The sequence below is a fragment of the Pseudomonas palmensis genome, assembly GCF_017848315.1.
In the GTDB taxonomy this organism is placed as follows: domain Bacteria; phylum Pseudomonadota; class Gammaproteobacteria; order Pseudomonadales; family Pseudomonadaceae; genus Aquipseudomonas; species Aquipseudomonas palmensis.
This window is the reverse complement of the sequence record NZ_JAFKEC010000005.1, coordinates 152761-164602: the sequence shown is the minus strand read 5'-3', so window position 1 is coordinate 164602 and position 11842 is coordinate 152761. Positions and strand designations below refer to the sequence as shown.

Genomic DNA, 11842 nt, shown 5'->3' with positions numbered 1-11842 from the left:
CTAAATATTGATACACTCGCGCCATGGCCTCGTCAAGCCGATCTGGTAGAACATGCCACCACGAAAAACGACAAGGATCCCCCAGTGAACCAGATTGATTACCAGGCAATCGGCGAGCGCCTCCGGGCCTTTCGCATCGGCCGCCAGCTCAACGCCGACCAGGTGGCCGACAAGCTCGGCATCTCGCGGGCTGCGGTGTACCGCCTGGAACTGGGCAAGATCGTCAAACTCGACACACTGGAGCGCCTGGCCGACCTGCTGAAGGTGTCGCTGACCAGCCTGCTGGGTTCCGATACGGAGTACTTCGACAACGCCCTCGGCTACTTCGAGCGCATGCGCCAGCTGGAGGCCCGTTCCAGCAGCGTCATCTCCTACTTCGACCCGTTTTCCTACCTGCTGACCACGCCCGAATACTCGGCGCTGTTTCAGACCATGCTCCACGAGGCTCGACCACAGGGTTTCAGCCCGGCACAGGAAGCGATGGAGAGCCAGATTCTGAGCATTCTGGACGAGCGCAAATCCACCTTCTTTCGCGAAAAATTCCAGGTCAGGTCGATTGTCAGCCTGCGTCAGATCGAGCGTTACCTGCACATCGGCCTGGTAGGCCGCCTGGACCTGCCCCCCAGCGTGCGAATGGAGCGCGCGCTGCTGGCACGCAAGGAAATCGAGAACCTGATCTCCATCGTCGAGACCAACAGCGATCACCCGGGTATCTACCTGATCGACGAGGCACTGCCCAGCGCCACCTTCCAGATCTTCGAGCAGAAGACCACCAGCTACGTGGCGGTGAGCCCTTACCGGCTAGGGGAGCTGCCCAACCTGCATGTGGGCATTGCCAGCGTCACCTCCTCTGCCCAGGCCGTGGACATGTACAAGAACATGTCCAGCGACCTGCTCAGCCGCGCCTGTTCCGGGCGCGAAGCCACGAAAAAACTGCAGCACCTGCTCGCCAAGCTGTGACTGGCGCTGGCACGCCAAGGTACGCAGGGCCCGGCAGGGCCGCTTTCAGCCCTTCCCTTGCGCCTCGGCCAGGCGCCGCTGGATTTCGCGGGTCTTTTCTTCCTGCTCCTTGATGGACGTCGGCGTGATCACCTTGTCCACTGCCTCGGTATCCGGGTCCGGTTGTTCCAGCACCGGGTCGGGGGATGGCGTGCCCTTCTGCGCCTGGTCCGACGAGAGTGGCCGCGGGACCTTGTCGCCCTGCTTGGTATCGGTGGGTTTCATCGGGTTCTCCTTCGAGTGCGGGGTGTTACTAAGCAGAACCCGTGAGGTAGGAAAAGTTTGAAGTGATTTGGCCGGCCGGTCTCAGATGAAGATGGTGCCGCGCAGGTAGAGCGCCGCGTGACCGCTGATGATGACCCGGTCGTTGTCCAGGACTTCGCAGTGCAGTTGGCCCTTGCGCGCCCCGCCCTGCTCGGCACTCAGGCTGCGCTTGCCCAGGCGTTGGGCCCAGTAGGTCGCCAGCGAAGTGTGGGCCGAGCCGGTGACAGGGTCTTCGTTGACCCCCACTCGCGGCCCGAACCAGCGCGAGACGAAGTCCATGTGACGACCCGGCGCGGTCACGGCAACCCCGCGCACCTCGAATGCGGCCAGGGCGGCAAAGTCGGGGTCGAGCCCGGCGACGATGCTTTCATCCTCGACCACTACCAGGTAATCGTCCGTGCGATACAGCGCCTCGGCCTGCTCCAGCCCCAGGGCCTGCAGCAGGCCAGGCGGCAGGGCTACGGCTTCAGGCTGCTTGGCCGGAAAGTCCATGGCCAGGCGACCGCCTTCGCGGCGCACTCGCAATTCACCGCTGCGGGTGGAAAAACGCAGCGTGTCGCGGCGTTCACCAAGCTGTTCGAACAGCACCCAGGCGGCTGCCAACGTGGCGTGCCCGCACAGATCGACCTCCACTGCGGGGGTAAACCAGCGCAGCTCGAACACCTCACCGTTGCGTACCCAATAGGCCGTCTCGGACACATTGTTCTCTGCTGCGATCCGTTGCAGCGTCGCATCAGGCAGCCAGGCGTCCAGCGGGCACACCGCCGCCGGGTTGCCGCCGAACGTCTCGGAAGAAAAAGCGTCCACCTGGAAAATATCGAGTTGCATCGGGCACCCAAATAATGATCGTCTGGCCCAGAAAATATCAACCAGGCGTTGAATTATCAATTTATTGTTGAAATCCTGAAGCGGGAACCCGCGTTGGGTCGATTGCGGCCTTTCTCTCAACCAGCGCAGCAAACCACCACCGCCTCTTCACTCCCCACAAATCCCGCAAGCCCGCCGTTCGATGTCAGAATTGCCCCATTCGATCGTTTTGGAGACCACCATGCTTCGTGCATTTGAACGAAGGCTCGACCCTTTCCCTCCTGACGAGGTGCCCCCGCCGCCCGTGGGCCTGGCACGCTTTCTGTGGGCGTGCACGCGGGGTGCGCGCGGCTACATCCTGGCGTTCGCACTGCTCAGCGCTGCGGTGTCCATCTATGAAGCCTGGCTGTTTTCGTTCCTGGGCCAGGTCGTGGACCTGCTCTCCACCTGGCAGGCCGGGGGCGATGCGGCAGCGCAGGAACGCCGCGTGCTGTGGGGCATCGGCATCGTGATGCTGTGCAGCGTCGGGCTGGTGGCCCTGCGCACCATGGTTCAGCACCAGATACTGGCAATCAACCTGCCCTTGCGCCTGCGCTGGGACTTCCACCGCCTGATGCTGCGCCAGAGCCTCTCGTTCTTTTCCGACGAATTCTCCGGGCGCGTCACCACCAAGGTCATGCAGACCGCACTGGCGGTGCGCGACCTGCTGTTCACCCTGATCGAGATCGCCCCCGGCATCGGGGTGTACTTCATCGCGATCATCGCGCTGGCCGGCGGCTTCGCGCTCAAGCTCATGCTGCCCTTCGTTGCCTGGGTGGTGCTGTTCGGCCTGGCCATGCTGTACTTCGTGCCGCGCCTGGGCAAGGTCGGACAGGAGCAGGCCAACGCCCGCTCGATGATGACCGGGCGCATTTCCGACGCCTACACCAACATCACCACGGTGAAGCTGTTCTCCCACTCCAACCGCGAGGCGCACTTCGCCCGTGCGGCGATGGAAGACTTCAAGCAGACCGGCTTTCGCCAGATGCGCCTGGTCAGCCAGTTCGAGATCGTCAACCAGGCACTGGTGGTGGCCCTGATCATGGCCGCCGGCGGCTATGCCCTGTGGCTGTGGCACCAGGGCGAGGTCGGCGCAGGTGCCGTGGCGGCGATCACCGCCATGGCGCTGCGCATCAATGGCATGTCGCACTGGATCATGTGGCAGATGACCTCGCTGTTCGAGAACATCGGCACCGTGCAGGACGGCATGGCCACCCTGACCCGCGGCCCCAAGGTCAAGGATGCCCCGGACGCCAAGGTGCTGCAGTCCCGCGGCGGCGCGGTCACCTTCGACAAGGTGAGCTTCAACTACAACGGCGAGCGCCAGGTGCTCGACGGCCTGAGCCTGAGCATTCGCCCGGGTGAAAAGATCGGCCTGGTGGGGCGCTCCGGCGCGGGCAAGTCCACGCTCATCAACCTGCTGCTGCGCTTCTATGACGTCGACAGCGGCCAGATCCGCATCGACGGGCAGGACATCGCCCATGTGACTCAAGACAGCCTGCGCAGCGCCATCGGCATGGTCACCCAGGACACCTCGCTGCTGCACCGTTCCATTCGCGACAACATCGCCTATGGCCGGCCCGACGCCACCGACGAACAGGTCCGCAGCGCAGCCGCCAGTGCCCAGGCCGACGGTTTCATCAGCCAGTTGAGCGACCAGCAAGGCCATAGCGGCTACGACACCCTGGTGGGCGAACGCGGCATCAAGCTGTCGGGAGGCCAGCGCCAGCGCGTCGCGATCGCCCGAGTGATGCTCAAGAACGCCCCGATCCTGCTGCTGGACGAAGCCACCAGCGCACTGGACTCCGAGGTCGAAGTGGCCATCCAGGAGAGCCTCGACGAGATGATGCAGGGCAAGACCGTGATCGCCATCGCCCACCGTCTGTCCACCATTGCGGCCATGGACCGGCTGGTGGTGATGGATGACGGGCGCATCATCGAGCAGGGTACCCACGCCGAGTTGCTTGCCAGAAATGGCACCTATGCGCAGCTGTGGCATCACCAGAGTGGCGGGTTCCTGGGTGAGGATCAGGGGGTAGCACAGGCCATGCACCAGGACTGAGCCGTACAAGCCTGCGGTGGTCCGTGGTCAACGGCTATCGCAGCGTCTGCGCAGGCCGTTCATCCGCTGATCTGCACTTTGTTCACCTGGTCATGATCACAACACGATACTGACCACGCCCTCCACTTCACTCGGGAGCCACGAACATGGGGTATGTCACTACGCGGGACGGTGTCGAGATCTTCTACAAGGACTGGGGCCCACGCGATGCCCCGGTGATCGTCTTTCACCACGGGTGGCCACTCAGTGCCGACGACTGGGATTCGCAGATGCTGTTCTTCCTTGATCACGGCTACCGGGTCGTCGCGCACGACCGCCGCGGCCACGGGCGCTCCAGCCAGGTGTGGGACGGGCACGACATGGATCACTATGCGGACGACATTGCGGCCGTGGTCGACCATCTTGGCGTGCAGGGTGCAGCCCACGTGGGGCACTCCACCGGCGGCGGCGAGGTGATCCGCTACATCGTTCGCCATGGCCAGGAGCGTGTGTCGAAGGCTGCCCTCATCAGTGCCGTGCCACCGCTGATGGTCCAGACCCCGAACAATCCGGACGGCTTGCCCAAGTCGGTGTTCGATGACTTGCAGGCGCAGCTCAAGGCCAACCGCGCACAGTTCTACCATGACCTGCCGTCGGGCCCGTTCTATGGCTACAACCGCCCAGGCGCAAACGCCAGCGAGGGCACCATCCTGAACTGGTGGCGCCAGGGCATGATGGGCTGCGCCAAGGCACACCTTGACGGGATCGTGGCCTTCTCCCAGACCGACTTCACCGACGACCTCAAGCGCATCACGATTCCCGTCCTGGTGATGCACGGGGACGATGACCAGATCGTGCCCTATGCAAACTCAGGGCCGCGGTCAGCGAAGCTGTTGCAGAACGGCACCCTGAAAACCTATGCGGGCTTGCCGCATGGCATGCCGACCACCGACGCCGACACGATCAACGCCGATCTGCTCGCGTTCCTGCGAAGCTAGACGACCGGGGCAGGCATCCACCTGCCCCTTCCCTGTCACCACGCCGGGCTGGCAACCCGATGCCGCCCCGGCTTCATCGCCGAGGGTCGACCATGAACACTCGACACACACCTTCAACGGCCTCGCAGGTACTGAGGCTGCAACCCGACGACTGGGTGCCCAACAATACCCGGCTGCCGGTGCTGATCTACCCCCACGCGATTGCGCTGCATGGCAGTGATCCGGCGGCGCAAATCGAACGCACTTTCGAGGCCAATGGCTGGCCGGCGCAATGGCGCGATGGCATCTACGCCTACCACCACTACCACACCGAGGGCCACGAAGCGCTCGGCGTGGTGTGTGGCCAGGCAAGGCTGATACTGGGCGGCCCGCGGGGCCGCGAAGTACAGGTGAGTGCAGGCGATGTGCTGTTGCTGCCCGCCGGCACGGGCCACTGCAAACTCGATTGCAGCCCGGGCTTTCTGGTGGTGGGGGCCTACCCGCCCGGGCAGCACGCAGACATCCGACGCGAAGCGCCAACCCAGGCCCAGCTTGCGTGCATCGCCAACCTGCCCTTTCCCGATCACGGCCCGGTGCAGGACCCGCAAGGGGCCTACCAGCAGCATTGGCTCAACCAGCGTTGAAGGGCAGCGTCTGGCTCCAGAGGGCACAGGCCCGATTGCTCCCGAACCGCTAGAGACGCTACCCCAGCGCCTCGGCCGCGTTGTTTTAAATGATATTAATTCCTGTTATCTTCCTGCGCTCCCTGACCCCCAGCTCGCAGGTGTTTCGTGTCAAGCGCAGACCTCAAGGCGTTGTACCTTGCCCACCGTGAAGAAATTCAGGACTACCTGAATCGTCAGGTGCGCTGCAAGGACACCGCCGCAGACCTGACACAGGAGACCTTCATCCGCCTGTCCGAACAGCTGGGGCGCACGCCCATCGACAACTTTCGCGCGTACCTGTTTCTGTGCGCGCGCAACCTGTTCATCGACTACCTGCGTCGCGAGCGCCACCGCAAGGGCGAGGTGGTCGAGCCCACCGAGCTGCAGGCGCTGGAGCAGAAGACCCCGAGCCTGGAACGCACGGTGATCGCCCAGGACCAGCTGGCCACGCTCAACCGCGTGATGCAGCGCATGCCCGAGCCTTGCCGCGAGGTGTTTCTGCTGGCGCGCGGCGAAGGCCTGACCTACGTGGAGATCGGTGAACGCCTGGGCATTTCGCCCAAGACCGCCTACAGCCGCATGGTGCGGGCACTGGAATTGCTCAAGCTGGGCATGTCCGAGTGAGAGTGGACTATCATGCGCCCCTGTACACCTCACCGCCCGCACAGTGACCCGACCCATGGCTGAACCGCCCTTCCCCACGCCGGCCCCGGCCTCGCCCGACGAGCCCCAGGCCGACCCCATCTCGCAGCAGGCCTGCGCCTGGTTCGCGCTGATCTTCGAAGGCTCGGCCAGCCAGGCCGAGCACGAGCAGTGGCTTGAGTGGATGCTGGCCGACCCGCGCCATGCCAAGGCCTACCTGGAACTCGAAGCGCTGTGGGCCCTGGCCGCCGAGCTGCCTGCCGTGCAGGCGCCGCCTGCCCCCAAGGCCCGCGGCGTCTCGCGGCGGCGCTTCATGCAACTGGCCATGGCGGCGTGCACCGCCGCAGTGGCCACCGGCTCGGCCACGCTGTGGCTCAAAGGCGACGGCCTGTCGTTTGCCGACCTGCACACGCGCGTGGGTGAAACCCGCACCGAGCGCCTGCCCGATGGCAGCGTGATCGAACTGGCCGGCAACACCGCCCTGGACCTCGACTTTTCCGGCACCACGCGGCGCCTGCGCATGCTGCGTGGTCAGGCCTATTTCAAGGTGGCCGCCGATACCCGCCCGCTGCGCATCGACACCGAGGCCGGCACCGTGGTCAGCCACCAGGGTGCGTTCTGCCTGTCCTGCGACGCCGGCAGCGCCGACCTGGCCGTCAGTGAGCACAATGCCGGGGTGCAAATCCCCGGCCAGCAGGCACAGCTGGGCCAGGGCGAGGCCGTGACCTTCGGCGCCGCCGGGCTCGGCCCGGTGCAGCGCGCCGAACTCGACCAGGTGCTGGCCTGGCGCAACGGCAGCCTGGTGTTCTTCGACACGCCCCTGGCCAAGGTGGTCAATCACCTGCAGCGCTGGCGCGAGGGCCGCATCTTCATCGCCGACGAGCGCCTGGCGGCACGCCCGGTGAGCCTGATCCTCAATCGCCAGCACCCCGAGCAGATGCTCGATGTGCTGGCGCGCACCTTGCCGATCCGCCTGAGCCGCTACACCGACCTGGTGACCATCATCTGCCCTGCCTGACCCGCCGACGGCTGATTGAAAATTATTTGCAGTACCCATCAGACATTTGCACTCCTCGTGCGTCATCACCAGCAGATGAAACCCATTCGCAAACAGGCGAAGTCGTTCTGCCGAGGAGTCAAGGAAATGGCAACACCCCAGACGTTGTTCCCCCAGGGTTCGTGCTGGCGCATGTCGGCGCTGGGCGCCGCGATCAGTTGCGCGCTGCTGGCACAACCGGCCCAGGCCCAGCTGCCCGCGCCCGGTACAGGGGCGGTCAGCGTGCACACGGCATTCGATATCCCCGCCCAGCAACTGCGCCAGGCACTGCTGGTGTTCAGCCAGCAGACCGGGCAGAACGTGATGCTCGACGGCAACCTGGACGCCGACCTGCGCAGCGCACCGGTCAAGGGCAGCTACTCCGCCGATCAGGCCCTGGCCCAACTGCTGGCCGGCAGCGGCTTCACCTTCGGGCGCAGTGACGCCTCGACCCTGTACCTGGTTCCGCTGCCAGACAGCGCCGGCAACAACATTGAACTGGGTGCCACCACCATCAACAGCGCCTGGAGCCTGGGCAGCACCACCGAGGGCAGCGGCTCCTACACCACCGGGCAGACCAGCACCGCCACGCGCCTGGACATGTCGCTGCGCAAGACCCCGCAGTCGATCAGCGTGATCACCCGCCAGCAGATGGACGACCAGGGCCTGAACAACCTGTCCGAGGTGATGCAGCAAACCCCGGGCATCACCGTCAACCGCGAGAACTCCGAAGGCTTCACCTTCTACTCGCGCGGCTTCGAGATCCAGAACTTCCAGTATGACGGCGTGCCCAGCCTGAGCACCGACGCCGGCAACCTGCGCGACAACTACAGCATCACCAACTCGGTGATCTACGACCGCGTCGAGGTGCTCAAGGGCGCCACCGGGCTGGTCAACGGCATCGGCTACCCGTCGGGGGTGATCAACCTGGTGCGCAAGCGGCCCACTGCCCAGTTTCAGGGCCATGTGTCCGCCGGCGCAGGCTCGTGGGATCACTACCGCACCGAGCTGGACGTGTCCGGACCGCTGCTCGACAGCGGCGCCCTGCGCGGGCGTTTCGTCGCGGCCCGTGAACAGCAGCACACCGTCATCGACTACCAGAAGCAGCAACAGGACATCTTCTACGGCGTGCTCGACGGCGACCTGTCTGACGCCACCGTGCTGAGCGTGGGCTACGAGTACCAGCAGAACGACAACGACGCGTCCTCCACCACCCACCTGCCGGCCTTCTACAAGAACGGCACGCCGGTACGCTTCTCGCGCTCCACCAACCCGGCGGACAAGTGGGCCTACCGCAACCATCGCACCCAGCGTGCATTCGCCAGCATCGATCACCAGTTCGACAACGAGTGGTCGCTCAAGGCCACCGCCAGCTACCGCAACTATGCCTCGCGCGAGATCATCGCAGGCCTGGCCACCGCCCATGTCGACCCGAACGACAACAGCGTCGCCCACGGCTACTACCCGGGCGGTGCGGCCAAGTTCAACACCGATACCGACGAGAAGTCCTTCGATATCTACGCCAAGGGCCCGTTCTCGCTGCTGGGCAGAAGCCACGACCTGGTGGTGGGCTACACCTATGCCCACACCACCGCGCAATCGGACCGTACCGACGGCAGCACCGACGCCGTGGCACCCGATGCCTTCGACTGGAACAACAACGCCGCCTACCCCACCGACTGGGCCTGGTGGTCGACCTTCGATATCAAGACCACGCAGAAGGTCGGCTACGCTGCGGTCGTGCTCAAGCCCACCGACGCACTCAACCTGGTGCTGGGGGCGCGGGTCACCGACTACGCGTGGAGCCTGGACAGCATCAACGCGCTGCCGCGCAGCAGCCGCACCGCCACACGCGACACCGGTGAAGTGATCCCCTATGCCGGCATCACCTACGACCTCGACGACCAGCACACCGTGTACGCCAGCTACACCGACATCTTCAAGCCGCAGCCCTACAACCGGGGTGCCGACAACAAGCCGCTGGACCCGCTCACCGGGCAAAGCTACGAAGTGGGAATCAAGGGCGAGTATTTCGACCGTCGCCTGAATGCCAGCCTGGCGCTGTTCGAGCTCAAGCAGGACAACCTGGCGCAGTCGACCGGCACCACCGGGGAGTTCGGCAATGAAGTGATGCGCGCCGTGCAGGGCGCCACCACCCGCGGTGTGGAGCTGGAAATGTCCGGCGAGATCCTGCCCGACTGGAACATCAACGCCGGCTACGTCTATCAGGCCTCCTACGACGCCGATCACCGGCGCGTGGCGACCAACCAGCCCCAGCACCTGCTCAAGGTCGCCACCAGCTACCGCCTGCCGGCCGAGCTGAACAAGCTCACCGTGGGCGGCAACTGGCAGTGGCAGAGCCGCACCTACTTCGTCGACGACACCTTCTACGACGACGTCAACGACGTGGCGCTGCCCAGCCACAAGTTCTTCCAGGACGCCTACGGCGTGGTCGGCCTGATGGCCGCGTATGACGTGAGCAAGCAACTGAAGGTGTCGGCCAACCTCAACAACCTGTTCGACAAGACGTACTACAGCGGCATCGGCAACTACTACTCGGTCTACTACGGCGACCCGCGCAACGTGATGTTCAACGTCAGGTACAGCTTCTGACGCGCAACGCGCACGCCATCAGGCCTGCTGGCGGGTCGCCGCCAGCACGATCTCGCGGATGCACACGCCCTGAGGCTGTTCGTAGGCGTAGCGGATCGCATTGGCCACATCGTCCGCCGACAGTACCACGCCGCCCATGCCGGCCTTCCAGTCCTGGTAGCCGGACTTGATCGCCTCATCGGTGGTGTGGCCGAGCAGCTCGGTTTCCACCGCACCCGGCGCGATGGTGATGACCCGCACGTTGTGCGCCGCCACTTCTTCGCGCAGGTTTTCCGAGATCGCGTGCACGGCAAACTTGGTGCCCACGTAGGCCACATGGTTGGGGAAGGTCTTGCGCCCGGCCACCGAGCCGACGTTGATCACCGTGCCGTGGTTGCGTTCGATCATGCCGCCCAGTACCGCATGGATGCCGTTGAGCAGGCCCTTGACGTTCACATCCAGCATGCGCTCCCACTGCTCGGGGGCCTGGGTGGCGGTATCACCCAGCAGCATCACCCCCGCATTGTTGACGATCGCATCGGCCGGGCCGTACTGCGCCTCGGCCTCCTTCACCGCAGCCAGCAGCGCCTCGCGGTCGGTGACGTCGACACCCTTGCACAGGGTGGCGGGCAAGCCCAGTGCGAGCAGGCGCTCCACGCGCCGGGCCAGCAGCAGCAGGGGGTGGCCCTGGGCAGAGAACAGGCGCGCGACGGCCTCGCCGATGCCCGAGCTGGCGCCGGTCACGATGATCAGGGGTTTGTTCATGAAAGTGCTTCCGTCATTGGTTTATCAGATGACGCAAAGCGTATAGTGCCGGCCACAGCAGATAAAATGCTTAATTCCTTTTGCAGACATCGGCCTTACCTATGGATATCCGACACCTCAAAGCCTTTGTGGCGGTGTTCGAAGAACGCAACATCACCAGCGCCGCCCAGCGCCTGTGCATCAGCCAGCCGACCTTGTCGGTGACCATCCGCCAGCTCGAAGAAGCCCTGGGCGCCACCCTGTTCAACCGCCAGTCGCGAGGGGTGGAGGTGAGCGAGGCGGCGCGTTCGCTGTACCCGCAGGCCTGCGCGCTGGTCAGCGAGGCCGAGGCCCTGCGCCAGCGCTTTCGCACCAGCGATGCGCGCCAGCACCTGAGCCTGGGCATCGAGCCGGACCTGAGCCCCGCGCAGGTCGCTGCGTTTCTGCGCTTTGCCCACCAGGTGGTGGCGCACCTGTACATCACGCTGCACGAGGGCTGTGCCGGCGATGCGCGCCTGGCGGTGGAAGAACAGTGCTGCGAAGACGAGCTGTTCCTGCCGGTGTGGGACGACCCGTTCGTGCTGGTGAGCGCAGCCGGCAGGCAGCCGGGCACGGTCACCAGCCTGTACCCCTGGGTCATCTGCCCCGAACACCCCTCCCACCAGCGCCTGATGGCGCTGTATGGCAACTCCACCGCGTCGGCGGTGGCCAGCAGCGGCTCGCTGCAACAGTCGCTGCTGCTGGTGGCGGCCGGGGTCGGCGTGGCGGCGCTGCCGCACTCGCTGGTGAGCGCGGCACAAGGGGTGCAGGTGCATGCGCTCAACAGCCCGCTGCCCAGTCGCCGGGTGGGCCTGTGCTACAGCGGCACTGCGCTGGAGCACCCGGTGCTGCGCCTGCTGCACGCCGCGCTGCGCGACGCCCCGGCCGGTACCTGGCAATGATGCGACAGGCATCGAAAGCCGCGGTCTGAACAGACCGCTGGCTGTTTTCGCGATCTTCAGACTCCGTTAAGAATTGCCTCGGATACTCCTCCCGA

The 11842-nt window shown here is 65.0% G+C and carries 11 protein-coding genes; 8 read left to right on the top strand and 3 right to left on the bottom strand.

Going from position 1 to position 11842, the window contains the following annotated elements; genetic code table 11:
* Positions 1-84 precede the first annotated feature (84 nt).
* Complete coding sequence (locus tag JZZ72_RS05270; protein WP_052504313.1) at positions 85-960, top strand: helix-turn-helix domain-containing protein; 876 nt, start codon at positions 85-87, stop codon at positions 958-960.
* A 45-nt stretch (positions 961-1005) separates the two neighbouring features.
* Here the strand turns inward: JZZ72_RS05270 and JZZ72_RS05265 are convergent, their stop codons facing one another.
* Together JZZ72_RS05265 and JZZ72_RS05260 are read right to left on the bottom strand one after the other, a co-directional pair.
* Positions 1006-1224, bottom strand: coding sequence for a hypothetical protein (locus JZZ72_RS05265; protein WP_078481122.1), 219 nt, complete (start codon positions 1222-1224; stop codon positions 1006-1008).
* Positions 1225-1305: 81 nt separating this feature from the next.
* Positions 1306-2091 (bottom strand): PhzF family phenazine biosynthesis protein, encoded by a 786-nt coding sequence (locus JZZ72_RS05260; protein ID WP_210014130.1) that lies wholly within the window; start codon positions 2089-2091, stop codon positions 1306-1308.
* A 220-nt stretch (positions 2092-2311) separates the two neighbouring features.
* Here JZZ72_RS05260 and JZZ72_RS05255 point away from each other — a divergent pair, with 220 nt between their 5' ends.
* The 6 genes from JZZ72_RS05255 (at position 2312) to JZZ72_RS05230 (ending at position 10083) form a co-directional block, all read left to right on the top strand.
* Positions 2312-4171, top strand: coding sequence for an ABC transporter ATP-binding protein (locus tag JZZ72_RS05255; RefSeq protein WP_210014129.1), 1860 nt, complete (start codon positions 2312-2314; stop codon positions 4169-4171).
* A 146-nt stretch (positions 4172-4317) separates the two neighbouring features.
* Entirely contained in the window at positions 4318-5148 is an 831-nt protein-coding gene (locus JZZ72_RS05250; protein ID WP_210014128.1) for an alpha/beta fold hydrolase, read from the top strand.
* Positions 5149-5240: 92 nt separating this feature from the next.
* Entirely contained in the window at positions 5241-5771 is a 531-nt protein-coding gene (locus JZZ72_RS05245; RefSeq protein ID WP_054914366.1) for a cupin, read from the top strand.
* A 147-nt stretch (positions 5772-5918) separates the two neighbouring features.
* Positions 5919-6416, top strand: coding sequence for an RNA polymerase sigma factor (locus tag JZZ72_RS05240; protein ID WP_043864025.1), 498 nt, complete (start codon positions 5919-5921; stop codon positions 6414-6416).
* Positions 6417-6471: 55 nt separating this feature from the next.
* The gene (locus JZZ72_RS05235; RefSeq protein WP_210014127.1) at positions 6472-7452 is read left to right on the top strand and encodes a FecR family protein; all 981 of its coding nucleotides are present in this window, start codon (positions 6472-6474) and stop codon (positions 7450-7452) included.
* Between the two features lie 126 nt (positions 7453-7578).
* A complete protein-coding gene (locus JZZ72_RS05230; protein WP_210014126.1) occupies positions 7579-10083 on the top strand; it encodes a TonB-dependent siderophore receptor in 2505 nt (834 codons plus the stop codon).
* A gap of 18 nt (positions 10084-10101) precedes the next feature.
* Here the strand turns inward: JZZ72_RS05230 and JZZ72_RS05225 are convergent, their stop codons facing one another.
* Positions 10102-10827, bottom strand: a complete 726-nt coding sequence (locus JZZ72_RS05225) for an SDR family oxidoreductase (protein WP_043864027.1) — start codon at positions 10825-10827, stop codon at positions 10102-10104.
* A 101-nt stretch (positions 10828-10928) separates the two neighbouring features.
* On the opposite strand from JZZ72_RS05225, the gene JZZ72_RS05220 reads away from it, so the two are divergent.
* The gene (locus JZZ72_RS05220) at positions 10929-11747 is read left to right on the top strand and encodes a LysR family transcriptional regulator (protein WP_054914362.1); all 819 of its coding nucleotides are present in this window, start codon (positions 10929-10931) and stop codon (positions 11745-11747) included.
* Positions 11748-11842: the final 95 nt, after the last annotated feature.